Raw genomic sequence first — 26,363 nt, forward strand, 5'->3', positions numbered from 1 at the left:
ACTTCTACAAGTTAGAAGCGACAACGACCGATGAAAAAGGAAACCGGAATACGTTCAACAATATCAAGAAGATGATGTTGATGAAGTAACGCCACGTGCTTATCAAAAGCGCAGGTTGGGAACAACCTGCGCTTTTTTTTGCACTAAACTGTATTGTGTTGATTTAAAACTTGCAAAAAAAGTAGAAAGCCGATACCTTACGCATGATTAGTTTTTTCAAACAAATAGCAGTAAAATTTATTCGATACGAAAATGATGAAATCAGATGATACTAGTAATTGGCTCAACGCGTTCAAGCCGTTGTTTAAAAAGTACAGTGCAAGAAAACACCCGCTTGACCATAAAAGCCGTTATCAATTAGTGGTGATGGTGATTCTTTCTGCGCGTACCTCCGATAAAAGTGTGAACGTTGCGGCGGAAAAATTATTTCAACAATTTCCGACTTTTGCTTCTCTCTCAGAAACAACAATCGAAGAGTTATACCCATTCATCAAATCCATTCCCGGTTTTCGGAAGAAGGGCGAATGGCTGATTACCTTGGCAAAACAAGTGCGAACGGAAGAACAGATTCCACACTCGCAGAAAGAACTCGCGAAACTGCCCGGCATCGGAAGGAAATCTGCCAATGTCATCATGAGTGAATCAGGCGATATAATGGAAGGAGTGATTGTTGATTTACATGTACTGCGTACCGCTCCGCGTATCGGTATTGCAACGGGAACGAATCCTGAAAAAATCGAAAAGCAATTGATGGAAAAAATTCCACAGAAGTATTGGAAGCAACTTGGAATGAGTCTGACGTTTCTCGGTAGAGAAATTTGCCGACCGACAAATCCAAAATGTACGGAGTGTCCCGTAAATTCTGTTTGTGAATATTTCAAAACGTTGAAATAAAATCATAAAGAACGAAGAACTAACAGTGGCAGAGCTCATCCCCATCTCCTTCGATAAACTTCTGAAACGCATCTACTACGAATATCAGAAGAACGATTCGATTTTCGATTTGCCGTCGAGAAAATTTTATCGTCCGAATCCTGAGTTGGATTTATCGGTGATGTTTTGCGGGAACAGGGCGGCGAATCCTGTCGGACCGGCGGCGGGCCCTCATACACAACTTGCTCAAAACATTGTACTCTCGTGGCTTGCAGGCGCGCGTATTCTTGAACTGAAAACAGTTCAAATCAAAGATGAACTCCAACTAACACGTCCATGCATTGACATGGCAACAGTTGGCTACAACACTGAGTGGTCGCAGGAATTACGGTTGGAAGATTCGCTTCGAGAGTATGTGAAGGCGAGTATGATTATTGAGATTCTGAAAGAATCGTTTGGAGTTTCGGGTTTTGAGTTTCGGGAGAATGAGAAACTAACCCAACCCCCCAACCCAAAACTCGAAACTATATTCGATATAAGCGTCGGTTATGACCTTGCGGGAATCCACTCTCCCCAAATCAGAAGTTGGTTGCAAACTATGCGCGATGCTTCAGAATTGATTTCAGATTTAAGATTTCAGATCCCCGATGAGTTTGGAGTGTTTCGGGATTTGCCATTCAAATCGGAAATCGGAAACAGCATCACGCTTTCTACATTTCATGGATGTCCGGCAAATGAAATAGAAAAGATTTGTGAGTTTCTGATTTCAGAGATGGATTTTCATGTTATCATCAAAATGAATCCGCCGATGCTTGGGAAGGAACGGCTTGAACATTTACTGTATGAGAAACTCGGATACACTGACATCGAAGTTCATCAGAAGGCGTACGATACGAGTATCAAGTTCGATGAAGCGGTTGATATGGTGCGACGGTTACAATCAGTTGCAATGCGTTGCAACAAGACAATCGGTGTGAAGTTCGGCAACACACTTGAAGTCGTCAACAAAGGAAATTTTCTGAAAGATAAGATTCAATATCTTTCAGGTCAGCCGTTGCATATCCTCCATCTTGCGCTTGTGAATGAATGGAGAACGGTGTTCAGCACAGAATTTCCGATTTCTTTTTCTGCCGGAGTTGATGCGAACAATTTCGCTGATATAGTTTCTATCGGACTTGTTCCCGTAACAACCTGCACTGATTTGCTTCGCCCAGGAGGATACGGGCGGCTTCCCCAATATCTCTACAATCTTGAACGGAAGATGCTTGAACTTGAGGCAAGAACGGTTGCAGAGTTTATTCAAAAAAGTGATATGCGATATGAGATATGCGATATGGACAATGATAAACTCACATCACACGACTCATATCCAACATCCCATATCTCACATCTCACATCAAGAGTGTTAGAACAGAGCATTTCCAATCCACGATATCATTTTTCCACCAACACAAAAGCCCCGCGGAAAATCGGAAGCCAATTGCATCTTTGGGATTGCATCAACTGCGACAAGTGTATTCCTGTCTGCCCGAACGATGCAAACTTCTATTTTGAAATTGAACCGTTTGAAATTGTAGTTAAAAATATCGAAATTGTAAACGGCTCGTGGCGATTGATAGACGGTGGCGTGTTTTCTATTAAAGAAAAACATCAGATAGGAAACTTCGCCGATGCGTGCAACGAGTGCGGTAACTGCGATGTCTTTTGTCCAGAAGACGGCGGACCATACATAGAGAAACCAAGATTTTTTAGTTCGTTAGAAAATTGGAAGAAGTGGAATTCGCAGAGCGGATTCCATTTTGAAAAATCAAATGGTTCGATAATTCTCTATGGAAGATTTGCAGAAAAAGAATTCACTCTGACACAAGAGGGTGATACGACAAAATTTCAATGTGGTAATATTTGTATCGTGATGGATCCGATTACGAATTCTTTTCTTGATATAGAAATTCATGAATCCATAAACAAAACTATCGATATGAGATATTATTTTGTGATGAAAACATTAATACGCGGTATGATGAATAAAAGCCGTGTGCATTTTGTGAATGTTGGTTTGTTTGAAACCACATAAAAGAGCCGAAACCCCACAGATTCACACTTAGTAAGTTAATCAGAAACCAAATTAGCGTCAAAAAATGAAATTAGATTTCACCCTCAACGGTCAACAATTTCAATCAGAAATTTCAGACAATCTCTCGTTGATGGATGTTCTCCGCGAGCAAGCGGGATTGATTTCTCCCAAGAACGGATGCGCGCCACAAGGTTCGTGCGGTGCGTGTACGGTTATCGTTGATGGAAAAGCGGTTTCATCGTGCGCTGTTCCCGCGAAGAATGTCGAAGGGAAATCTGTGCATACACTCGAAGGGTTGAATGAGAACGAACGCGACATCTTCGCACGCGCATTTTCCTACTCAGCCGCGATGCAATGCGGTTTTTGTATTCCCGGAATAGTTGTTCGAGCGAAGCACCTTCTATCTAAAAATCCCGAGCCGACACGAGACGAAATTGCTCATTCATTGAACAATAACATTTGCCGATGCACGGGCTACGTGAAAATCATTGATGCGATTGAACTTGCAGGAAAAGCATTTCGGGGCGAGCCGTTGCCGGAACCGGATTATTCAGGAAAAATCGGGACAAGTTTGCCGAAGATGGATGGCGAAAAGTTTGCTATGGGCGAGCGTCCGTACATTGATGATATGAAATTGCCGGGCATGTTGTATGCTGCGTTTCTCTTTTCTCCGCACCCGCGAATCAACATCAACAAAATTGATTACACTGACGCGGAAATACTTCCCGGCGTTGTTCGTGTTGTCACCGCAAATGATGTTCCCGGTCAACGGAAGCAAGGATTGATTTACAAGGATTGGTCCCTGTTCATTGCTGAGGGAGAAATCACTCATTGCATCGGAGATGTTCTCGCGGCCGTTGTAGCCGATGATGTTCGGACGGCGAGGAAAGCATGTGAACTCATCAAACTCGATTACGAAATACTCCCCGGGGTATATGACCCTGAAGAGGCATTGAAACCCGATGCGCCACGAGTTCACTCAGACCATGACAATCTTCTTTCAAAATCTGTCATCAAGCGGGGTGATGTTGATTCAGCGCTTGCAGAATCTGCGTTTGTTGAGACGCGAACATTCGAGACGCAGATGATTGAACACGCGTTCCTCGAACCGGAAAGCTCGATTGCTCTGACAAACAACGGAACGCTTGAAGTGTTCAGTCAGGGGCAAGGCGTGTTCGATGACAGAAAACAAATCGCTTCTTTTCTTGGATTATCGGAAGAGAACGTGAAGGTTACACTCATCACCAACGGCGGCGCGTTTGGAGGAAAAGAAGATTTAAGCATTCAAGCGCAGGTTGCATTGATGGCAATGCTGGTTGGAAAACCTGTTAAGGCGACCCTGACACGCGAAGAAAGCATTCGACTTCATCCGAAACGCCATCCGATAAAGATGACGTACACAGTTGGTTGCGACAAGAACGGAAAGTTGACTGCTGTTCGTGCGCGAATGATTGGCGATAAAGGAGCGTACGCTTCGGTCGGTACGAAAGTGTTGGAGCGAGCGGCAGGACATGCGTGCGGTCCGTACAATATTTTACATTCGGATGTTGAAGCGCTTGCAGTGTACACAAATAATCTCCCTTGCGGCGCGATGCGCGGCTTCGGAGCGAATCAGGCGGCATTTGCGATTGAAGGAATGATGGATATTCTCGCGGAGAAAGTCGGGATTGACGGATGGGAAATGCGATGGAGAAATGTTGTGGATGTCGGCGATACGTTCTGCACGGGACAAGTATTCGAGAAAGCGGTCGGCATCAAAAAAACTCTCCTTGCAGTGAAAGACATTTTTTACTCATCGAAGTACGCGGGTATCGCGTGCGGTATTAAAAATGTCGGTATTGGAAACGGGATGCCGGAATACGGACAGGCGATTGTGCGAATTCATCCTGACGAAACAATTACCATCAACACCGGCTTTACAGAAATGGGACAAGGTTTTTGCACGGTGATGATTCAGTTTTTTTCTGATGTTACAGGAATTGACCCGCGCAAGGTCCGTGTTGATATTGACACGACACAACCAACCCCCTGCGGAATGACTACTGCTTCCCGTGCGACGGTACTGGGCGGACGCGCTGTTATCGAAGCGGCGAAGAAAATGAAAATTGATTTGGATTCGGGATTGAAGATTCAGGATTTAGTCGGGAAAGAATATTTCGGTGAAGTGGTGATTGACTACACAACAGCTCTCGACGCAACAACGAACAAACCGATTACTCACATGACGTTCGGATTTGCAACACAGGTTTGTATTCTTGATGATTCAGGAAAATTGAAAAAGTTTGTCGCCGCGCATGATGTCGGAAAAGTCATCAACAAAAAAATGCTCGAAGGACAACTCGAAGGTTCGATTCACATGGGACTCGGTTACGCATTAACGGAAGAACTGAAGTTGAACAACGGTATTCCCGAATCGTTCAAACTCCGCTCGCTTGGATTGCTGAGGGCGAAGGATATGCCGGAGACGGAAATTATTCTCATCGAAGAACACGAACCGGAAGGTCCGTTTGGTGCGAAAGGTGTTGGCGAAATCGGTCTTGTGCCGACTGCCGGCGCCGTTGCTTCTGCGTTGTATAAGTTTGATGGCATTCGTCGGTACAAATTGCCGATGAAAGATTCTCTTGCGGCGAAGGCAATTCACCACGGATAAACACGGATGCGACGGAATAACACATATGATGCTTCATCAGGATATAACAGATAAAATCATCAACGCATTTTACACTGTGTACAATACGCTTGGTTCTGGATTTCTTGAGAAGGTGTATGAGAATGCCTTTGTCATCGAACTTGAGAAAAAAGGATTGCATGTTGAACAGCAAAAGAGGATTGATGTCTTCTACAAAGGCAAGAAGGTCGGAGAGTATTTTGCTGACATCTGTGTTGAAGGACTGGTCGTTCTTGAATTAAAAGCAGCAGAAGGTATCGCACCCGAACATGAAGCACAACTCATCAATTATCTCAAAGCAACAAATATTGAACTTGGATTTTTATTTAACTTCGGACCTAAGCCGATATTCATCAGAAGAATTTTAACAAACGATAAGAAAGGAATTAACCACGGATGAACACGAATGCGACGGATTTTTCACAGAGATATCAGTGAACATCCGTGCTTCTACAGTGTAAATCGGTGGTGAATTGAAATGATCATCAAGAAATTTAAACAAGACGTAATTAAAAAAACTGCTGCTCGCTGTAAAAAACACGGCATTACCATTCCCACATTCGCGCAGATGCGAAACCCGAATCTCGTTCCGCAATCAGTCAAGGAGAAACTTCCAAAGATTGGTTTGTGGGATGTTGACCCGGCTAATCTCTTCCGCATAACATGGAAGAACGACACGCAAACGGGACTGTATGGCGGAGTCAATTATCTTGAAATTCCGAAAGAGATTACGGGAGTAAAAGCGAGAATCATCGGACTTATCGGAAAATATTTTCCGACAGGAGCGCATAAAGTAGGTGCGGCGTTCGGTTGTTTGGTGCCGCGACTTGTCAGCGGCGAGTTTGACCCGGACAAACACAAAGCAGTGTGGCCCTCGACAGGAAATTTTTGCCGCGGCGGAGCGTTTGTTTCTTCCTTGCTTGATTGTACTGCGGTTGCAATCTTGCCTGAGGGAATGTCGAAAGAACGGTTCGCTTGGCTGAAAGAAATCGGAGCGGAGGTGATTGCAACTCCCGGTACCGAATCGAACGTGAAAGAAATTTATGATAAGTGCTGGGAACTGAAACGAGACCCGCTCAATGTCATCTTCAATCAGTTTGAAGAATTCGGCAATCCGATCTGGCATTACAATGTAACGGGTCCTGCAATTGAAGAAGTGTTTCAATCGCTTGGAAAAAATCTTCGGGCATCGGCGTACATTTCGGCAACCGGTTCGGCGGGAACGATCGGCGCGGGGGATTATCTCAAAAAACAATTTCCACATCTGAAGGTTGTTGCGACAGAAGCGTTGCAATGTCCGACTCTGTTCATGAATGGTTTCGGTGCGCATCGTATTGAAGGCATTGGTGACAAGCACGTGCCGTGGGTTCATAATGTTTTGAACACAGATGCAGTTGCGGCAATTGACGATGAAGATTGCATGAGAGTTCTTCGGTTGTTCAATGAACAGGAAGGTCAAAAATTGTTATGCGGTGAGCAGGGAGCGGTGAGCGGTGATTTGTCTATTCTTGGAATCTCAGGGATCTGCAATATGCTTGCAGCAATCAAGACAGCGAAGTATTACGAGATGAATGAGAACGACGTCATCTTCACGATTTTCACCGATTCGTCTGACTTGTATCAATCTCGTTTGAAAGAGTTGGAAGAGGAGCGCGGCAAATATTCGATCATGCAGGCGGCAAAAGATTTCGCCGGACCGCTTGAACATCAGAGCATTGATTACTTCAAAGAACTTTCGTACTATGACCGGAAAGCAATTCACAATCTCAAATACTTTACGTGGGTTGAACAGCAGGGACGAAGTTCCGACGAACTGAACGCTCAGTGGAACCCTGATTTCTGGACGAGAATGTTTGAGGAAGAAGTGAATGAGTTTGATAATCTCATAGAAGAGTTTAATCGTCATGCGATGTGAGATATGCGATTGAAAGAATAGTAAAACACCAAGTACAAAGAACCAAAGAGTTGGATATTCAAGATAAAATAAGATACGCCGGTATCGTCGGCGCAGGCGGCGGCGGGTTTCCCGCGCACGTGAAAGCCGCGTCGAAGGTTGATACCGTCATTGCGAACGGCGCTGAATGCGAGCCGCTCATCCATAAAGATTATGAGTTGATGGTGAACTATCCTGAGCGAGTTGTTCATGGACTTCTTCTCTTGATGGAATCAACGGGTGCGAAGCGGGGAATAATTGGCGTGAAGGAAAAGAACAAAGCGGCGATTGAGGCATTGAACAAGGTGATTCAGGATTTAGGATTAAAGATTCAAGATGAATCAACGACTACTCACCACTTTCACCCGCCTACGGCGGGCATGCCAATAACGATTCACCAACTGGGCGATTTCTATCCGTCCGGCGACGAGTACATTCTCGTCTATGAAGCAACGAAGCGGTTGATTCCTCCGCAGGGAATTCCGCTCGATGTTGGTATTGTGGTGAACAATGTTGAAACGCTCTACAATATTTCCAAAGCGAAAGATGATGAGCCGGTGATTGAGAAATTTATTACCGTCTCAGGCGCGGTGAAGCATCCTGTTTCATTTCTTGCGCCGATTGGAATGAGCTATCGTGAGGCGATTGAATCGGCGGGTGGTGTGAGTGTGAAGGAGTATGGCGTGTTTGTCGGCGGGGTGATGATGGGGAAATTGGAATTCGATTTGGAAAAACCAATTACGAAAACAACTGCCGGGTTGATTGTTCTTCCGAAGGAACATACGCTCATTCAGCGAAAGAGTCAACCGGAGAAAGCAATGCATCGCATCGGGAAATCGGCGTGCGACCAATGCAGTTACTGCACGGAACTTTGCCCGCGGTATGTTCTTGGTTACGATGTTCAGCCGCATAAGGTGATGCGAAGTCTCGGCTTCACAACAACAGGAGAAAACATCTGGAATCAGTTTGCGCAACTTTGTTGTGCCTGTGGCTTGTGTACGTTGTACGCATGTCCCGAAAGTCTTTTCCCGAAAGAAGCGTGCGACAAAGCCAAGCACGACTTGAAAGAACAAGGCATCAAATGGTCTGGAAGAAAGGAAGTCGAACCGCATCCAATGTATGAAGGACGAAGAACACCGCTCAAACAACTGATGAAGCGACTCGGCGTTGAAGAGTACAATCACGCATCGGAATTTTGTAAGGATGGCTGTAAGCCATCGAAGGTTGAAATTCAGTTGTTGCAACATATCGGTTCTCCTGCGTTGCCGATTGTCCGAGTCGGTGAAACGGTGAAGCGCGGACAGTGCATTGGAGAGATTCCTGAGGGAAAACTTGGGGCGAGAGTACATGCGAGTATTGATGGAGTAGTTACTCATATCAATGGAAGTATTATTATTCAGGCAATGCAAAATTAAAAATGCAAAATGCAAAAAAGGGTTTAGAAATTCTTATCTTTGAATTATCATGACACGAAACTCCATAGGACTTATTGAACTGACGAGCATCGCCGCGGGATATCAGGTTGCCGATGCAATGTTGAAAGCGGCTGACGTTGAGATTATTCTCTCACGGACAATTTGCTCGGGCAAATACATGGTGTTAATTGGCGGAGATGTTTCTGCGGTTACCGCGAGCGTACAGGCAGGCGGAGTTGCCGGGCGCGGCTCTATTATTGATGTGTTCATCATTCCCAATGTTCACCCGGCGGTGTTTCCCGCAATTTCGGGGATGAACAAGGTTGAAATGCTTGAAGCGCTCGGTATCGTTGAATCGTTTTCGGTTGCTTCGTTAATTGAAGCCGCCGATGCCGCAGTAAAAGCATCGCGTGTAGAGTTGATTGAAATCCGGCTTGCGATGGCGCTTGGCGGAAAAGCGTTCTTCACTCTAACCGGCGATGTTGCCGCAGTGCAAGCTGCCGTTGACGCAGGCGCAGCAGTCATTGCAGAAAAAGGATTGCTGGTGAATAAAGTCGTTATTCCGCATCCGAGGAAAGAGTTGTTGTCGGAAAAGATTTAGATATTTTGTACTTTCGATTGCAATGAGCATAGACCTGAAAAATCCTTTGACTATAGATATTCAAAAAAGACTTCATTCTTGTGGAGTTGAACTTGTTTATCTTTTCGGTTCGCACGCGGAAGGAACGGAACATCCTCTCAGCGATGTGGATATTGGCGTTGTTTTCTCTTCACCGCTCTCTGATGAAAACGTATCAGATATGTACAATGAACTCTATGATATTTTTACAGATGTTTTCCCACAGCATAGCGTTGATATTGTTTTGTTGCAACGAGCAGGTTTAGAATTGTGTTTCGATGTTATCTCGCATGGAAAAATTTTGTTCGAAGCGAAACCGGGGTCAAGATACGACTTTATAGAATACATACAGATAATGTATGCAGATTTTCGACCGCACCTGGATGAGTTTAACAAACAAGTTCTGGAGAGAATAGGATGATGGAAACGCCGCTCAAAGCACAATCTATTATTCCACGGATTGATGGAATACAACGGGATGTAGAAAAACTCAAGGAACTTGTTGGGCTTTCATTTGAACAATTTGAGAACGAAACAAACTTTGTCCTTGCTCAATATTATTTACGTCGTGCATTGGAGGGAGTCTTCCATATTGGTTTGCACCTTCTCTCCCGATTACCGGGCAACCGTTCTACAGAATACAAAGCAATAGCAATTCAACTCGGTGAGTGCGGGGTTGTTGAAAAACAATTTGCACAAACCGCTCTCAAAAACATGGCTGGCTATCGAAACAGGTTGACTCACTTTTATGCTGATGTTACACCGAAAGAAATTTATTCAATACTGCAAAAGAATCTCGGTGATTTTGATGTTTTTCTAAAAGCAGTAAGAGAAGTTATGAAACATCCTGAGAAGTACGGCTTTAGTGTTGAGAAGTAACTGAATGACATTTTATTGAAAAGAGTACTTACTATGAAAGCTACTTTTACACTTAGTATCTACATTCTGTTCTGCTCACTTGTATCCGTCACAAACGCGCAGTTTGTGAACGACAACCTATGGGCAACGGATGGACGAGTGTATGCTATTGTTACTTCCGGTAATACTATTTATATAGGAGGACAATTTACGTATGTTGGACCGCCGACGGGGCCTGGAGCAGCGATTGATATTGCAACAGGGCAACCTGACCGAGCTTTACCAAAAGTGAATGGAGATGTTTATGCAGTGGTTTCCGATGGCGCGGGAGGATGGTATATTGGCGGATACTTCTCTGAAGTTGGAGGGGTACCGAGGAACAATATCGCCCACATTAAAGCTGACAAAACGCTAGACTTGAATTGGAATCCGAATGCAAACAGTAATGTTAATGCTATTACCGTTTCAGGAACAACTGTGTATGTAGGAGGGGAGTTCACAAGCATCGGCGGACAGGCAAGGAATTATATTGCCGCACTTAATGCCTCATCGGGCAGCGCAACAAGTTGGAATCCGAATGCAGACAATAGGATTTATGCATTTGTTGTCTCAGGAACGACTGTGTATGTAGGAGGGCAGTTCACAAGTATCGGCAGACAGGCAAGGAATTGTATTGCCGCGCTTGATGCAACAACTGGTAATGCCATAAGTTGGAATCCGAATGCAAACAGAACGGTTGATGCTCTTACAGTTTCTGGAACAACCGTGTATGCAGGAGGCGCTTTCACGAACATCGGCGGTCAATCAAGAAATCACATCGCCGCTCTTGATGCTACTACGGGTAATATTACAAACTGGAATCCGAATGCAAGTTCTTCAGTTATAGCACTTGTCGTCTCAGGAACCACTGTGTATGCAGGAGGATGGTTCACAAGCATCGGCGGACAGGCAAGGAATTATATTGCCGCGCTTGATGCCACGACAGGAAACGCCACAAGTTGGAATCCCAACGCGAATTACGTAGTTAACGCTCTTACTATTTCAGGAACAACTGTTTATACGGTAGGAGGTTTTGATAGCATTGGTGGTCAGTCAAGAAATCGTATCGCCGCTCTTGATGCTTCAACTGGGAACGCGACAAACTGGAACACCGATGCAAACGGAGAGGTTAATGCTCTTGCTATTTCAGGAACTACGGTGTATGCCGGAGGTATGTTCACGAGCGTTGGTGGACAATATAGAAATAACATTGTTGCTCTTGATGCTACAACAGGAAATGCAACAAGTTGGAATCCGAATGCAAACGATGTGGTTCGTGCACTTGCAGTCTCGGGAACAACCGTCTATGCCGGAGGATACTTCACAAGTATTGGCGGTCAAACAAGGAATCGTATTGCCGCGCTTGATGCTACGACAGGTAACGCAACAAGTTGGGACCCGAATGCAAATGGTGATGTTGATGCTCTTGCAGTTTCAGGAACTATTGTGTATGCAGGAGGACTTTTCGGTAGCATCGGCAGTCAATCAAGAAATTTCATCGCTGCACTCAATACCACAACGGGCTACGCTACAAGTTGGAATCCGAATGCAAACGATTTTGTTGAAGCTCTCGCCATTTCAGGAACAACCGTCTATGCCGGAGGATACTTCACAAGTATTGGTGGACAAACAAGAAATTGTATCGCCGCACTCAATACCACAACGGGCACCGCAACAAGTTGGAACCCGAATGTAATCGGCGGGGTTCTTGCACTTACTATCTCAGGAACTAAAGTGTATGCAGGAGGACAATTCGACAGCGTAGGCGGGCAAGCAAGGAATAATATTGCCGCGCTTGATGCCACTACTGGAAATGCAACAAGTTGGAATCCGAATGCAAACAGTGATGTTCGTACACTTGCTGTCTCCGGAACAACCGTGTATGCGGGGGGAAGTTTCGATAGCATTGGTGGTCAGTCGAGAAATTATATCGCCGCTCTTGATGCCACCACGGGAAATGCCACAAACTGGAATCCTAATGCAAACAGTGTTGTTCGTGCACTTGCTTTTTCCGGAACGACGGTGTATGTAGGAGGAAGTTTCGATGACATTAATTACAGTGGACACTCTTATTTTGCCGGAATTGTACCGCAACTGTTTAACGTAACTTCATCAGTGGCTGGTAATGGTACTATCTCTCCAATCGGTAACGTCAATGTCGTAATAGGAGAACAGCAAAGTTTTACTGTTACCCCAATTACTAACTGGCACACTGACAGCATTGTCGTTGACGGTCAACGTGTTGATTCACTGTCAAGTTATACGTTTTACGACGTAGATACAACCCACACCATTATCGCTTATTTCACGCCGGATAGTTCTTTCTCGACCATACAAATGAATGCAAGATGGAATCTTGTTTCTGTTCCCGTTCTGTCAAATGATTACAGAAAAACCACGTTGTTTTATTCTGCAATGTCATCTGCCTTTGCTTATCAAGAAGGTTATGAAGAGAAGGATACACTCGCCGTTGGTGTCGGTTACTGGATGAAATTCTCTACTGCAGAGCCGGTGTACATTCCGGGTTCAGTCGTTACTACCGAAACTGTGAATGTTGCTGAAGGATGGAATATCATAGGTTCAATTTCTCAGTCTGTTCAAACATCAAACATTACAAGCCTTCCTCCGGGAATTGTTACCACTGAATTTTTCGGGTACAATGCAGGCTATTCTCCAAGTTCAACAATTGAGCCGGGCAAAGGTTACTGGGTAAAAGCTAACGAAGCAGGGCAACTTATTCTTTCTTCTGTTATCTCTTCATCAGTTTCAAGCAGAATAAAAATTATTCCAACTTCGGAGTTGCCTCCGCCTCCGCCCGATGGTGAAATCACTAATCACGAATCACAAATTCCGAATCACTTTATTCTTGAACAGAACTATCCCAATCCGTTTAATCCATTAACCGTTATTCGTTATCAGTTACCTGTAGGTCGAGACGCTGTCTCGACCGGACGACTCGGCGAGTCGTCCTACAATGTTACACTCAAAGTGTACAATCTCCTTGGCGAAGAAGTCGCTACGCTTGTAGATGAGATGCAAGAAGAAGGAAACAAGTCGGTAAACTGGGATGCAAGCGGGATTCCGAGCGGAATATATTTCTATCGCCTTCAAACTCAATCATTCAACGAAACAAAAAAACTTGTCCTGATACGTTGAACAGTCAACAGTAACGAGTAATCAGTAACCTGAAATCGGTAACCCAAAGCCCAAAACTTGAAACACGAACCCCAAAACCATACTCATGAAACCTTCATTCGAACACATCTACAAAACAGCACAAAAGAACGAACCACAAGTCGCTCAATTTCTTCGCGACATTATTGCCATCAAATCATTAAGTTCGCAGGAGGAGCAAGTCATTCATCGCATCAAACAGGAGATGGAGAAATGCAACTTCGATGAGATTACGATAGACGGCATGGGTAACATTCTCGGTCGCATCGGTCACGGGAAGCACATCATTGCGATGGATGCGCATGTGGATACGGTTGATGTCGGTAACCCGGCAAACTGGACGATTGACCCGTTCAAAGGCGCGGAGAAGGACGGTATCATCTACGGTCGCGGCGCATGCGATATGAAAGGCGCGCTCGCTTCAATTGTCTATGGCGGAAAAATTATCAAAGAACTTGGACTTGAAGACGACTACACGCTTTATATTGTCGGAAGTGTGCAGGAGGAAGATTGCGACGGACTCTGCTGGCAATATATCATCAATGAAGATAAGTTAAGACCGGAAGTTGTGGTGATTACCGAGCCGACAAACCTTGCTGTCTATCGCGGTCACCGCGGGAGAATGGAAATTGAAGTACGCACAAGAGGAATTTCGTGTCACGGCTCTGCGCCGGAACGCGGAGTAAATGCTGTCTATAAAATGGCGCCAATCATTCAGGATATAGAAAAGTTGAATGAACGTCTTGGCGGCGAACCGTTCCTCGGAAAAGGAACGGTGACGATTGCTGAAGTCCGTTCGACTTCGCCTTCGCTCTGTGCCGTTGCTGATTCAGCAACGATTCATCTTGACAGACGACTTGCCGCAACCGATACGCTCGAATCAGCCGTCAAAGAAATTCAAGAACTGCCGAGTGTGAAGAAAGCGGGAGCCGAGGTTGTCGTTCTCGATTATGCAGTCCCGAGTTGGAAAGGATTAACATATCCAACAAAAAAATATTACCCGACATGGCTGTTACCGGAAAATCATTCTGTGCTTGATGCTGGCGTAAAAACGTTTGAGGGATTATTTGGCACCAAGCCGGAAGTGAGTCGCTGGGTATTTAGTACGAACGGTGTTGCCGTGATGGGAATGCATGGTATTCCTTGTATCGGCTTTGGTCCCGGAAACGAAATTTATGCGCACATGGCAACCGAGCAAATCCCGATTGAGCATCTTGTGAAAGCAAGCGCGTGGTATGCGGCGTTTCCTTTGAATTATTTTAATGGTCAACGTGAACGGTGAATCTTCAACGGTGAAATGTATTTATCGCGAGAATTTCCTACATTGTAATACAATCAAACATTGAACAATAAGAAATATATTTATGGCTGAAGCAATTCGAGCAAATTCAAATTTGAAATCAAGGAACAATACTACGAAGAAAAAATTTTCCCAAGAGGAGATTCGTCGTGTTTTGAATTTGCTTCAATCTGCACAATTCGATCTTGGTCGAAAGACGGATTCGGTGAAGATTATCCGCAGAGAACGCTCCTCATGATTCTTTTTGACAGTTCTGTTTGGGTAGCGTATTTTCACAAAAGAGACGCTCACCATCAAAAAGCAGTTCATCTTGTATCGAATTCATTTCAAAACAATGAACAGATTATTGTACCGGAATTCGTGTATGCAGAAGTATTGAATTCAGTATGGAGACTCACACAAAACGAGCATGATGTTAACTCTTGCAAACGTGTTTTTCTTCAAGGCTCACCTCTCATACAATTAGAATTAGGTGGCTCTGTTTTCTGGTATCAACTAATAGAACAAACAATGATGAAGGTGAACCTGAAAGCTTCAGACTTAATCGTTGCTGCATCTGCTGTATTTTATCAAGTTCAAAAATTTGAAACGTTTGATGAAAAACTTCGTCGTGAAATGAAAAAATTATTTTTTTAGTATTTTTAAAAAGGAACATATGCCAACAAAACTCCCCATTCTCCCGAACGCCGTTCGGGGAAAAGACTATATCGAAACCAAAGACTGGTCAATCAAAGAAATTGAACTCGCGCTGAAAACTTCTTCAGATTTGAAGAAGATGTTCAGAGCAGGAAAGTCGCACCGGTATTTACCGGACAAAACGATTTTCTTATTCTTCTTTGATAAATCAACACGCACAAGAAATTCGTTTGAAGCAGGAGCGACACAACTTGGAGCGCACGCGCATTTCATCGCGGCGGAAACATCACAGGTTGCTCATGGAGAATCGCCGAGAGATATGGGAATCATTCTTTCGAGTTACGGTCATGCGATTGCCATTCGCCACGACCTTGTGCCGGGGGAAGGAAATTCATACATGCGCGAGGTTGCAAAGAATTCAGACCGACCTGTGCTGAACATGCAATGCGATATTGACCATCCGTTTCAAACGCTTGCCGATTTGATGACAATCAGAGAAGAATTCGGAAAGAATTTGCGCGGGCGAAAGATTGCTGTTTCGTGGGCGTACGCACCGAGTTATGCGAAGCCAATGTCTGTCCCGCAAGGATTGATTACATTGATGCCGCGCTTCGGACTTGATGTTGTTCTCGCTCATCCGCCGGAATATAAATTGATGAAAAGCGAAATGGAGTACGCGAAGAAAGCCGCGAAAGAAAACGGAACCAAGTTTGAAGTTGTTGATAACATGGATGAAGCGTTCAAAGATGCCGACATCGTGTATCCAAAATCGTGGGGAATTGAGACACTGTTTCATAAGCCGGAAGAAGCATTGAAACTCTCAAAGAAATACAAGTATTGGATTTGCGATGAGAAGAAAATGAAACTCACAAAGAAGGAGGCGATTTACATGCACTGTCTTCCGGCAGATCGAGGTTACGAGGTCACCGATGCAGTGATTGATGGTCCACAATCGCGTGTGTTTCCCGAAGCAGAAAACCGTCTCCATACTTGCAAATCAGTGATGGCGTTGACAATGTGAAATCAGTTGCAGGTTTGAGGTTAGGGGTTCGCGTATGAAGCCGTACTGTTCAAACCTCAAACCTGTAACCTCAAACCAAGAATCTATGGATATATACTCAGAAATACTTTCCGCGCTCGAAACAGAAGAGAGCATCATGCTCGCAACAGTAATTTCGACGAGCGGTTCGACTCCGGCTTCCGCGCTTTCAAAAATGCTTGTGAAGCGTGGCGGTGTTTTGACTGTCGGGACGATTGGCGGAGGTTGCATGGAAGGTGAAGTTGTGCAACATGCTAATCGGATTTATGGAAGCGGGAAAGCAGAAATTCATTCATTTGAATTAAATGAAGATGAAACTGAATCGGGATTGATTTGCGGCGGAACTCTCGAAGTGCTTCTCGAACCGATTACGAGAGAGCATATCAAACTGTTCACAGAGGTTAAAGCGATTCGCGACGAAGGCGAAGATTGTGTTGTAACCACATTGGTTTCGCCTGAAGGAACAATCGCGATGAAAGAAGTTCTTCCGATCGCGCCGCAACATACAACCGAGTGGGGAAGCCGTGTTGTCAAGAAAATGGAAAAGTTGGTGTTCGCTTTTTCTGACCCGGAATTTCAATCGAAACCGATTTCCGATATTGTGAAGAAAGCCTTTCACAATCAGCAGACAAAACGAATGAAGACTGAGCAAGGAGAATTTTTCCTTGAGCCGGTACGCGGTACGCCTTCGCTTATTATTTTCGGAGGTGGTCATGTCTCAAAATATATTTCTTCATTTGCTTCGATTGCCGGATTTCAGGTAACGATTGTTGATGACCGTGAGAAGTATGCAAACCCGGTCCGGTTTCCGGAAGCGACAGCAACGCTTGCGCTTGATTACGGACAAGCATTAGAGAAATTGAAAATCCGCGAATCAACATACGTTGTGATTGTCACGCGCGGGCATCAGTATGATGAGGAGATTCTCAAGCGTATCATCAAGACTCCGGCACGGTACATTGGAATGATTGGAAGTAAGAGGAAAGTTCTGACGACGTATGAACACTTACTTCCCCGCGGAATTTCTATTGAGGCGTTGAAACGCGTTCACGCTCCGATTGGAATTGAAATCGGCGCAGTGACTGCGGAGGAAATTGGCGTCAGCATCGTTGCACAACTTATCAATGAACGCCGCGGAGGAGTCCCGTTACGAAATAAATCTGCGGAACTGAATGAGCAACTCCGGGCGTTTGAGCAAAAGAAATCAATTGCCTGAAATAGTATGAGATACAATCTGAAGACACTAACATTGTTGCTGATGTGTTGTGTTACGGTAGTAATATCGCAACGTCAACGTCCGATCGTGCTGGAAGAGGCAACGGTGATAGATTCGTGGAATACGGGACCAATCACAAATTGCTTTATCGTGATTGAAGGAAACAAAATCTCGTACATCGGAAAACGGTATGAAGTTGAGATTCCGGAAAATGCTCAGAAATTTAATTTAAAAGGAAAATACGTCATTCCAGGATTAATTGATGTTGAATCCCGGTTCAGAACACCGGAAGAACTCAGGACGCTTCTTTCATGGGGAGTTACTTCGGCGAATTGCTCGTTTGAATCTATTGAAGAGGGAGAGCGATTTTCTCAAATGACAAAAGTTGATTCCGCTCAATTTCCCGACATCTATGTTACGGCGCCAATGTTTGGTTCGCCGGGTAATGATGTGGTTCTCAACGTCAAACCAAAAACACCGGAGGATGCACGCGCTCAGGTTCGATTGCTTCATTCAAAGAAAATCAGCCGCTTCAAAATATTGTGTAACAAAAAACAGACGAACGAAGGTTTACCGGTTGAACAATTGGATTCATCCGTTATTCTCGCATTGATTGATGAAGCAAAGAAACTTGGAATCTCTACGGCGATTCAGACATCGTCAATCAAGGAAGCACAGATGGCGATTGAAGCGGGAGTTTCCATACTCGTTGGAGGAATTCAGGATGAGCAATTGGGAAGTTCTCTTATTGATGAGATGGTACAGCGAAATACGTACTATGTTTCCACTCTCTCGCGATATGAAGCATTTTCCGATGCAAAAAAATTCCTCAACAATATTTTGTCCGATTCTCTTTTTCGTTCAACATTGACACAATCTGAACTTACAACCTATGCTCAGCCAGAAGCCGTACGTCTCAATGATAACAGGTTCCCGGAGTTCACTGTTTCTCCCGAGCGTCTTGCTCTAGTGTATGGTAATTCCGGTGCGATAGTGAAGCATTATATTCCTGTGCCGATGGGAACTGATGTTCCGTCTCTCCCCGGCATCAGCGCACATATTGAATTGGAAAATTTGGTGAAAGCCGGATTGACACCGATGCAGGCTATTGTTTCCGCAACAGCAATTTCTGCCGAGTGTCTTGGTCAGAGAAAGAACTTGGGATTTCTCTACATGAATTATCAGGCAGATATGCTCGTGTTGGAGAAAAACCCTCTCGAAGATATTCGTAACACACGCACAATTTCGATGATTATCAAAAAGGGGAAAATATTTACCCCGAAAGAGTTGCGCGAACCGGTTCAGAAATAACTACGCAATGATAGTCGGTGTTATTCTTGCGGCGGGGGCTTCCAGCAGAATGGGAACTCCCAAACCATTATTGAAAATTGGGGAGGAAACATTTCTTCAGCGTATTGTTCGTGTTCTCCACTCAGCAAGAGTGATGGAAAATATTCTGGTTCTTGGTTCACACGCAGAGCAACTTCAAGCCTCGTTGTCGTGGTTTGATGGAAAAATTGTAGTGAACAATCATTGGGAACAAGGGCAGATGTGTTCGTTACGAGCAGGACTTTCAGCAGTAGAAATTGAAAAAGCGCACGGCGTTATTGTTTGTCCGGTTGACCGACCATTGCTGACACAATCGCTTGTAGTTGATTTATTGCAGGGCTTCTGGAAATCAAACAAAAATATCGTTCTCCCCAAGTACAACGAACGACGGGGACATCCCGTAATTTTTGGAACCTCTATGTTTGATGCGCTTCAAACTGCACCGATGAATGAAAGCGCCCGGTTCATCATCCATAACCATCCGGAAGAAATTTTGGAAGTTCCTGTTGATGAAGAAGGTGTCCTTGTGAACATTGATACGCCGGATGATTACAAGTTTTTGCAAATGAAATTTGCTCAATGATAAACGCACAGGAAGCATTACAAATTGTTTCAGACTCAGTCCAATCTCTTGGTACGGTAACTATTTCGTTTGAGAACGCACTCGGTTACGTCCTTGCTGAAGATATTCTATCAAGTGAAAACATTCCGTCGTTCGATAACTCAGCAATGGATGGATTTGCCATTCGATCGGAAGATGGCAAAAACGTTCCCGTTGTTCTGCAAATCGTTGATGAAATTTCAGCAGGAACTTTATCAAGCAAAACTATAGAACGAGGAGAGTGTACGACAATTATGACCGGTGCGAAAATTCCACCGGGTTGCGATGCTGTCATTCAACACGAATGGACAGAAAAGATACATGAACATGAAGTGCGATTACTCCGAAGTGTAATTCCCGGACACAACATTCGCCGTGCGGGAGATGACATCCAACAAGGAGAAACAGTTTTGGAACGCGGGCAACGGATTCGACCTCAGGAAGTTGGTGTTCTTGCTTCACTTGGAAAACAATTTGTCTCTGTGTACAGAAAACCAACGGTTGCCATTCTCGCCACAGGAAACGAACTAGTGGAAATTAACAAACCTCTGACAGAAGGAAAAATCAGAAACAGCAATCTCTACGCGCTGAAATCATTAGTACGTGAACTTGGTTGCAATGTTATGGATTTGGGGATAGCAAGAGATGACAGAGAGGAGTTAAAAACAAAAGTGGGACAAGGCTTACTTGCTGATATGCTCATTACGTCTGGCGGAGTTTCGGTCGGTAAATTTGATTTCGTCCTCGAAACAATGAAAGAACTCGGGGTAGAAAAAAAAAATTGGAAAGTCAACATCAAGCCGGGAATGCCGCTTTTCTTTGGGATGGCTGGAAATGAACCTGTGTTTGGGCTTCCGGGAAATCCTGTCTCTTCCTTTATAACATTTGTCGAGTTTGTGAAACCGGCAATTCTTCAGATGTCAGGAAATAACGTATCGAGAGAACGAGTACCGTTGATGGCAACACTCGCGACAGAAATAATGAAGAAAGATGCCAAGCGGCATTTTGTTCGTGGCATTCTTGAAAACAGAAACGGGACGTTACACGTGAAAACGACAGGAACACAATCATCGAACGTGTTGACTTCATTGACGAAGGCAAACTGTTTGATTCATTTGCCTGAAGAGAAAGAGGCGTTTCGCGTGGGTGATGTTGTAGAAGTTGAGTTGCTATGAACATACAAGTGAAGTTTTTCGCTGTAACGCGAGATATTGTGGGGGCAAGCCAGAAAACTATCGCTTTGCCCGAACAGGCAACAACGAATGATTTACTTGAGCATCTCATTCATTGTTATCCGAAGTTCGCTGAATGGAAACCATTTATTCGTATTGCTGTAAACCATGAGTATATTATTCAAGAGAGAGTTTTGTCTGAACAGGATGAAGTTGCACTTATTCCTCCGGTAAGCGGCGGATAAATTCAATACAAAATGAAATAAAGTAGATGAGTAGTTGAGTCATTGAGTAGTTGAGATTTTCTTAGCAAAGAGATTTTATCCGACTGTCATAGAAGTACAAAGTATATAACTTTATCACTTCAATACGAATGACTAAAGACCATCAGCTAAATTTAAGAACAGCAACTGCAAACCACGAACCAGCAACCACGAACCTTCTACTGTCAACAACTATGATAAATATCGTACAACATTCAATAAACATTCAGGAAGTTATTGCAAGCGTGAGCGACGCAGGCGCGGGAGGAATTGATGTATTCATAGGAACAACACGAGACAATGCTAAGGGCAAACGCGTTCTCTGGCTTGAGTATGAAGCCTACGAACCGATGGCATTGAAAACGATGCAACAGATTGTGGATGAGGCAAACGGGCAATGGAAATTGAAAAAGGTTTCAGCCGTGCATCGCATTGGTCGAGTTGATATTGGTGAAGCGAGTGTTGTTATTGCAGTCTCTTCCGCTCACCGAAAAGAAGCGTTCGAAGCATGCCGATTTTTGATTGACCGACTGAAACAAATAGTTCCCATTTGGAAAAAGGAATTTTTTGAAGATGGAAGTGTTTGGGTTGATTCAAGAATTAACAATTTGAAGGAATAATCCCCCGATTTACTTTATTTTTGAATTTATTGTTCAAGTGAAAAATATGAACCGACAAGAAACTTTCTCACACGGATGCAGTGTTATAAAAGGCGTTAATTCACATCAATGTTTAATAATCACAAAAGGTAAAATTTTATGAAAAAAATAATTTCAATATTTGTACTTCTTGCTGTCTTTTTCACAGTCCAACTCACAGCAGTGGCACAAAATAAAACTGCAGAAAAGATGGAAAAGAAAGGGGAAAGGATGCAGAAAAAAGGTGAGGTAATGGAGAAAAAGGGAGAAATGATGCAAAAGAAAGCAGAAAGGATGGAAAGGAAAGGTGAAGCAATGGAGAAAAAGGGGGAAGCAATGCACGACCACGGAATGGAAAAGCACGGAGAGATGATACAAAAGAAAGCGGACAAAATGGAAAAGCGCGGCGAGATGATGGAGAAGAAGGGGGAGAAAATGCAAAAGGTTGGTGAGAAGATGGAAATGAAAGCAGAGAAAATGAAAGACCATGTTTGTACCGGCGATTGTAAGGGTGGTAAGCATAGCTACGCGCACGGAGAAAAAGGACATACATGCGGAAAAGAATGTGAACACATGATGAGAATGAAAGAACACAAGTGTTCTGGTTCTTGCAAAGATGGAAAACATTCTTACGCTCACGGGGAAAAGGGACACGTGTGCGGAGAAGAATGTAAATCGCACACGCATTAATTACGGATTGATGAACAGAACGAAGAGCGACGGAGACGTCGCTTTTTGTTTTATTGGGGAAGGGGAGTTGGAAATTTGAGCGACGTGATGACGCTCTGTTGCACTGAAAAAAGATTAATCAAGAATGTTCCGTCGAACAAGCTATTTACCGGAGTTGCTTCACATTCAAAGAAATGATTATTTATTGAAAAGACAATAACGCGTTTTGTTATCACCGCGGAATGTTGTTCATAACTAAAAAACTTCGTCTTTCCGGAAGAAAATTCTAATTGATGTTGATAGGTCGTCGAAGTATCAGTTTCACCGAAAGATTTACTTATCTCTGCAAGATATTCCAATCCTTCCTCCTCGACCTGTCGTTTGGCTGTTTCATCCAAATGTAATTCTCTGATGACGATTGCAGCCGTAAAGTCATCGTTCAGCAACCACGCTTCTAGCGATTGAGCGACCGAGGTATCGGATGAAGAAAACCATCCTTTGGGGATTGTTCCGGAAAAATATCCGCTTCTGGAATGGAACGTTTCATCGCTCATTGGAGAGGTGAGTGAGTATGGGATTTTTGTTGCGCAAGAACAGAGTAGAACCGCGCAGGCTATCAAAAAAAGAAATGAACGAAGCAATGTCTCAGTAAAAAGAAATTATTCCGATGCCCGTTTGAATTGTTCCGCTTCGAGCGTAAAGGTAAGCGAAACGCGATGGGTGTTGCCAAGTTGGTTTTCCGCATCGAACTTGGCGAACGTGTAATCAATATCGAGTTTCGGAAGATGAATCCCCGCTCCGAAGTTCAGCGAACCAATATCACTGTAACCAACACGGAGCGCGGCGAATTGCTGATACTGAATTTCTCCGCCAAGATGAAAATCCAAACTTGCCGGACCGAGGTGCGCTTGTGCAGAATATTCCCTTCCTTCAAAACGTATGTCTGTATCAATCGTCGGAATCAAACGGAAGTCACCAAGCGGTTGAATGTATGCGCCGCCAAGTTTGAATGTCGGCGTAAGGAATTCATTTCGTCCGGTATTCCATGCAATCAATGTCGTTGTGATGTCCTGAATGGTTGCGCCGAGAAAGAGATTCTCTGTTGCATGATATTGCGCGCCTGCATCAAACCCGATTCCTGTTGCCGAGCCTTCGTCTTGGTCGCGGCGAATGATTTTCAAATTCGCTCCGTAGGAAAAATCTTCGCTTTGTTGTTTTGCGTAGGAAAAATACAATGCCCAATCCGCCGCATTAAAATAGGTGACGCGTGACGGGTCAATTCTAGAAAAATTCTGAATTTGGTCGGGAGGTAACAAATTGCCGTTCGCATCAAGTCCGGCAAATTGTGTGTTGGGAATGTTATCAACACCAAGCCGGATAGCGCTCACTGCAAATGTTGTTCGTTTTCCAAACGGTAGCGCGAGCGCCGCGAAATCATAATTCACCAAACCGGCGAATCGTTCATCGTGCATGAGTGAGATTTGCGGGTACTGAAGTTTGGAAAGCCCGGCAGGATTCCAATACGCCGAAGTCGCATCGTTCGCGAGTGCAACGTACGCACCGCCAAGTCCCAATGCTCTTCCGCCAACGCCGATTGCAATAAACTCACCGGCATATTTCGCGCCTGCATAAACGTTTATAAAACTACAAACTACAAACCACAAACCGCAAACCACAAACCACAAACCATTGTTCTTAACCATAAACGTCCTTCTTATTCAACAACCTCACATCCAAACTCTTTAATTATGAGTTGAGTAATTGGATGATTCAGTAAGTCATTGTATGCAGTTGGAGGTGCGGCGTTCGTTGGTTCTGCCTGCTCGGAGTTTGTTCCGGCAGAATGTTGCAACGGTTCGACTTGTGAGACAATCGCTTCAAGCCGGACTTTCGCGCCATAGACCTGTTCTGCAAGCGTAAACAAAAACTGTTTGTGGCGGTTAAAAGTTTCCAGATGAAAATCATCGGGGCAGGAAATCTGAAGACGGTTTTCTTTTACGTCTTTCAGTTTGCTTTCGGAAAGCATCGTGCCGACGTGAATCTTCTCTTTTTTCGCTCCGTTGACAAACATCTGCCACTTACTGAACGCTTCATCCATACTGATGGGCGTGACACGTTGTTCAAACGATTGTGTTACAGTTTGCTGTGGCGTAGTAATATTCTTTGATGTTGCCACGTATGTTCTCGTTGGTTCGGATGTTGCCCGCAACGGTTGCGACGGAAGATTGGTTTCATCGTCCATCTTTTTTAATGGGGATTTCAACGCAGGTTTTCCGGTCGTCGCTCCGCCGAACAAATCTGATTCACCGCTTGCTTGTTTGGAAAAACCTCCGTTCATCTTCTGTTTGATGGATTCAAGTTGTTGCAGAAGTTGGTCAATCAGGATACTGCTATCCATCTTTTGCATTTGCAACAAAGCGATTTCCAATTTGTAGCGCGGTTGTTGGCTCCATTTGATTGCCGCTTCTGTATCCGTTCCGATTTTGATGAGCCGCAATAAATCCGTTTCTGTGAACGAAGAACTTTCCTGTTGATACCTTTTCTTGAACGCATCCGATGCTTCGATGAATTTCACCGAACCGGTGGAGCGGGCAATCAACAAATTGCGGAGATGCTCAATGAAGCCGTTGACAAACTCGCGGAAGTCGTATCCCTTGCTCATGATTTCTTCCACGAGCGATAACATTCCCTGCGGCTCTTTTGATTTGATGAGCGAGGTAACACGGAAGTACAATTCCTGGTCAACGATGTTCAACGCCTGCATGATTTGCTGAGCGTCAATGTTCGTACCGCAGAACGAGACAACCTGGTCGAAGAGACTTTGAGCGTCGCGCATCGAGCCATCTGCCTTGTGCGCAAGGAGAAACAGTGCTTCATCATCAATGACGATGTTTTCTTTTTCGGCGATGAAGCGAAGCCGCGAACAAATTTCTTCAACCGTCACACGGCGGAAATCGAATCGTTGACAACGGGAAAGAATAGTGAGAGGAACTTTGTGTATTTCTGTTGTTGCAAAAACAAAGATGACATACGACGGTGGTTCTTCGAGCGTTTTCAATAACGCATTGAACGCCTCTTTCGTGAGCATGTGAACTTCGTCTATGATATAGACTTTGTATTTTCCTTTTGCCGGACCGTACCGCACCGCCTCGCGCAACGAACGGATTTCTTCGATGCCGCGATTGGATGCGCCATCAATTTCAAATACATGAACGCTCCGTCCTTCGGTTATTTCCGTGCAGAACTCGCACGAGTTGTCCGGGTCAATATTATTCGGGTGAAGGCAGTTGATGGCTTTCGCGAGAATCCGCGCCGTAGTCGTTTTGCCGACACCACGCGGTCCGCTGAACACAAATGCATGATGCAACCGGTTGGTTGCAATTGCATTTCGCAACGTTGTCGTCACATGCGATTGCCCGACAACATCGCCAAACACCATTGGTCGCCACTTACGGGCGGTAACAATAAAACTCATTTATTTTTTCCTACCAACGCTTCTATTTCTTTGATAACTTCAGAGAGTTGTGGCGCTCGTGACGAAACTACTCGTAAAGCAGTATGTTTGTGATGAGGAAAGTTTTTCATGCCAGGATAATGTTCAACGTTATCGTATCGGAACACTAATGTATTTTTCTTATCCTGAAGATGATATGCGTACATATATCGCACGGGCGAAGTGTGCGCCAATTTGATAAACTCTCTTGCTGAAAATCTATAGCCGCCAATAAGCGAACAATCTGCTTTGAAAAAGCCTATCGTCTCCGAACGTTTTTCTTTATGGATTGTATAGAATCGAATTACCGGACTTACCATAAATAATCTTTCAACGGAATCAAGATAACTCTGT

Annotated in this window: 25 protein-coding genes; 21 read left to right on the forward strand and 4 right to left on the reverse strand. The window is 44.3% G+C overall.

Going from position 1 to position 26,363, the window contains the following annotated elements:
• Nucleotides 1-255: 255 nt before the first annotated feature.
• The 21 genes from HY960_04705 (at nucleotide 256) to HY960_04805 (ending at nucleotide 22,537) form a co-directional block, all read left to right on the forward strand.
• Nucleotides 256-894, forward strand: a complete 639-nt coding sequence (locus HY960_04705; protein MBI5215030.1) for an endonuclease III — start codon at nucleotides 256-258, stop codon at nucleotides 892-894.
• A 25-nt stretch (nucleotides 895-919) separates the two neighbouring features.
• Complete coding sequence (locus HY960_04710; protein ID MBI5215031.1) at nucleotides 920-2,947, forward strand: 4Fe-4S dicluster domain-containing protein; 2,028 nt, start codon at nucleotides 920-922, stop codon at nucleotides 2,945-2,947.
• A gap of 64 nt (nucleotides 2,948-3,011) precedes the next feature.
• A complete protein-coding gene (gene xdh / locus HY960_04715; GenBank protein MBI5215032.1) occupies nucleotides 3,012-5,597 on the forward strand; it encodes a selenium-dependent xanthine dehydrogenase in 2,586 nt (861 codons plus the stop codon).
• 28 nt (nucleotides 5,598-5,625) lie between these two features.
• Nucleotides 5,626-6,015: a GxxExxY protein gene (locus tag HY960_04720; GenBank protein MBI5215033.1), complete on the forward strand. Its 390-nt coding sequence runs from the start codon at nucleotides 5,626-5,628 to the stop codon at nucleotides 6,013-6,015.
• Between the two features lie 78 nt (nucleotides 6,016-6,093).
• Nucleotides 6,094-7,530 (forward strand): pyridoxal-phosphate dependent enzyme, encoded by a 1,437-nt coding sequence (locus tag HY960_04725; protein MBI5215034.1) that lies wholly within the window; start codon nucleotides 6,094-6,096, stop codon nucleotides 7,528-7,530.
• 50 nt (nucleotides 7,531-7,580) lie between these two features.
• Nucleotides 7,581-8,963, forward strand: coding sequence for an SLBB domain-containing protein (locus tag HY960_04730; GenBank protein MBI5215035.1), 1,383 nt, complete (start codon nucleotides 7,581-7,583; stop codon nucleotides 8,961-8,963).
• Nucleotides 8,964-9,012: 49 nt separating this feature from the next.
• Complete coding sequence (locus HY960_04735; GenBank protein MBI5215036.1) at nucleotides 9,013-9,564, forward strand: BMC domain-containing protein; 552 nt, start codon at nucleotides 9,013-9,015, stop codon at nucleotides 9,562-9,564.
• Nucleotides 9,565-9,586: 22 nt separating this feature from the next.
• Nucleotides 9,587-10,003 carry a nucleotidyltransferase domain-containing protein gene (locus HY960_04740; GenBank protein ID MBI5215037.1) on the forward strand — a complete coding sequence of 139 codons (417 nt, stop codon included), beginning with the start codon at nucleotides 9,587-9,589 and terminating at the stop codon, nucleotides 10,001-10,003.
• On the forward strand, nucleotides 10,000-10,461 hold the full coding sequence (locus HY960_04745; protein MBI5215038.1) for a DUF86 domain-containing protein: 462 nt from the start codon (nucleotides 10,000-10,002) through the stop codon (nucleotides 10,459-10,461). The genes HY960_04740 and HY960_04745 overlap by 4 nt, the downstream gene beginning before the upstream one ends.
• A 33-nt stretch (nucleotides 10,462-10,494) precedes the next feature.
• On the forward strand, nucleotides 10,495-13,635 hold the full coding sequence (locus tag HY960_04750) for a PQQ-binding-like beta-propeller repeat protein (GenBank protein MBI5215039.1): 3,141 nt from the start codon (nucleotides 10,495-10,497) through the stop codon (nucleotides 13,633-13,635).
• 85 nt (nucleotides 13,636-13,720) lie between these two features.
• The gene (locus HY960_04755; GenBank protein ID MBI5215040.1) at nucleotides 13,721-14,935 is read left to right on the forward strand and encodes a YgeY family selenium metabolism-linked hydrolase; all 1,215 of its coding nucleotides are present in this window, start codon (nucleotides 13,721-13,723) and stop codon (nucleotides 14,933-14,935) included.
• 82 nt (nucleotides 14,936-15,017) lie between these two features.
• Entirely contained in the window at nucleotides 15,018-15,191 is a 174-nt protein-coding gene (locus tag HY960_04760) for a hypothetical protein (GenBank protein ID MBI5215041.1), read from the forward strand.
• A complete protein-coding gene (locus HY960_04765) occupies nucleotides 15,188-15,589 on the forward strand; it encodes a type II toxin-antitoxin system VapC family toxin (GenBank protein MBI5215042.1) in 402 nt (133 codons plus the stop codon). Before HY960_04760 ends, HY960_04765 begins: the two co-directional genes overlap by 4 nt.
• 19 nt (nucleotides 15,590-15,608) lie before the next feature.
• Complete coding sequence (locus HY960_04770; GenBank protein ID MBI5215043.1) at nucleotides 15,609-16,610, forward strand: ornithine carbamoyltransferase; 1,002 nt, start codon at nucleotides 15,609-15,611, stop codon at nucleotides 16,608-16,610.
• An 85-nt stretch (nucleotides 16,611-16,695) separates the two neighbouring features.
• The gene (locus tag HY960_04775) at nucleotides 16,696-17,844 is read left to right on the forward strand and encodes an XdhC family protein (GenBank protein MBI5215044.1); all 1,149 of its coding nucleotides are present in this window, start codon (nucleotides 16,696-16,698) and stop codon (nucleotides 17,842-17,844) included.
• 6 nt (nucleotides 17,845-17,850) lie between these two features.
• Nucleotides 17,851-19,155, forward strand: coding sequence for an amidohydrolase family protein (locus HY960_04780; protein ID MBI5215045.1), 1,305 nt, complete (start codon nucleotides 17,851-17,853; stop codon nucleotides 19,153-19,155).
• A 7-nt stretch (nucleotides 19,156-19,162) separates the two neighbouring features.
• Nucleotides 19,163-19,756, forward strand: coding sequence for a nucleotidyltransferase family protein (locus tag HY960_04785; GenBank protein MBI5215046.1), 594 nt, complete (start codon nucleotides 19,163-19,165; stop codon nucleotides 19,754-19,756).
• Nucleotides 19,753-20,949, forward strand: coding sequence for a molybdopterin molybdotransferase MoeA (locus tag HY960_04790; protein ID MBI5215047.1), 1,197 nt, complete (start codon nucleotides 19,753-19,755; stop codon nucleotides 20,947-20,949). The genes HY960_04785 and HY960_04790 overlap by 4 nt, the downstream gene beginning before the upstream one ends.
• A complete protein-coding gene (gene moaD / locus HY960_04795; GenBank protein ID MBI5215048.1) occupies nucleotides 20,946-21,191 on the forward strand; it encodes a molybdopterin converting factor subunit 1 in 246 nt (81 codons plus the stop codon). Before HY960_04790 ends, moaD begins: the two co-directional genes overlap by 4 nt.
• A gap of 212 nt (nucleotides 21,192-21,403) precedes the next feature.
• A complete protein-coding gene (locus HY960_04800; GenBank protein MBI5215049.1) occupies nucleotides 21,404-21,829 on the forward strand; it encodes a molybdenum cofactor biosynthesis protein MoaE in 426 nt (141 codons plus the stop codon).
• Nucleotides 21,830-21,967: 138 nt separating this feature from the next.
• Complete coding sequence (locus tag HY960_04805) at nucleotides 21,968-22,537, forward strand: hypothetical protein (protein MBI5215050.1); 570 nt, start codon at nucleotides 21,968-21,970, stop codon at nucleotides 22,535-22,537.
• A 50-nt stretch (nucleotides 22,538-22,587) separates the two neighbouring features.
• Here HY960_04805 and HY960_04810 read toward each other — a convergent pair whose 3' ends face one another.
• The 4 genes from HY960_04810 to HY960_04825 all read right to left on the reverse strand — a co-directional run bounded on the left by HY960_04810 (nucleotide 22,588) and on the right by HY960_04825 (nucleotide 26,329).
• Nucleotides 22,588-23,070 carry a hypothetical protein gene (locus HY960_04810; protein MBI5215051.1) on the reverse strand — a complete coding sequence of 161 codons (483 nt, stop codon included), beginning with the start codon at nucleotides 23,068-23,070 and terminating at the stop codon, nucleotides 22,588-22,590.
• Between the two features lie 105 nt (nucleotides 23,071-23,175).
• Nucleotides 23,176-24,219, reverse strand: a complete 1,044-nt coding sequence (locus HY960_04815) for a PorV/PorQ family protein (GenBank protein MBI5215052.1) — start codon at nucleotides 24,217-24,219, stop codon at nucleotides 23,176-23,178.
• Nucleotides 24,220-24,230: 11 nt separating this feature from the next.
• A complete protein-coding gene (gene dnaX, locus HY960_04820; GenBank protein ID MBI5215053.1) occupies nucleotides 24,231-25,991 on the reverse strand; it encodes a DNA polymerase III subunit gamma/tau in 1,761 nt (586 codons plus the stop codon).
• A complete protein-coding gene (locus HY960_04825) occupies nucleotides 25,988-26,329 on the reverse strand; it encodes a hypothetical protein (protein ID MBI5215054.1) in 342 nt (113 codons plus the stop codon). The genes dnaX and HY960_04825 overlap by 4 nt, the downstream gene beginning before the upstream one ends.
• Between the last annotated feature and the right edge of the window lie 34 nt (nucleotides 26,330-26,363).

The sequence above is a fragment of the Ignavibacteriota bacterium genome, from assembly GCA_016212665.1.
In the GTDB taxonomy this organism is placed as follows: domain Bacteria; phylum Bacteroidota; class Ignavibacteria; order UBA10030; family SZUA-254; genus FW602-bin19.